At 36.6% G+C, this 322-nt stretch carries 1 pseudogene; it reads right to left on the reverse strand.

Annotated elements, in window-relative coordinates:
• Positions 1-322, reverse strand: a pseudogene (locus tag CD147_RS11910) (N-acetylmuramoyl-L-alanine amidase); the annotation flags it as partial.

Below are 322 nucleotides of genomic sequence, written 5' to 3' on the forward strand. Positions count from 1 at the left end.
AGACGTTCATACCATACAAAACCGTTATTGCTAGCACTGTATACTCTAGCCCAACCATCACGAATTTCATAAACATAAAATACATCGCCAGGTTGGTATGTTTCATTTGTAGCAACCATCACATTGTTATGATTTGGTCTACAAATACTTACGCCAGCATTATCTGCAACAGCTTTGAAGTATGGTTGGTTACTCCATGTGAGTTTTTTAGGAGGTGTTGCATTTATAGTCAATGATCCATTTGATTTACGTGTCGCTGTTTTAACTTCTTTAATATCTGTTAAATCTACGCTATCATCGGCAAAGTCTGGAACAATGAAGT

The organism is Staphylococcus devriesei (assembly GCF_002902625.1).
Taxonomy (GTDB): domain Bacteria; phylum Bacillota; class Bacilli; order Staphylococcales; family Staphylococcaceae; genus Staphylococcus; species Staphylococcus devriesei.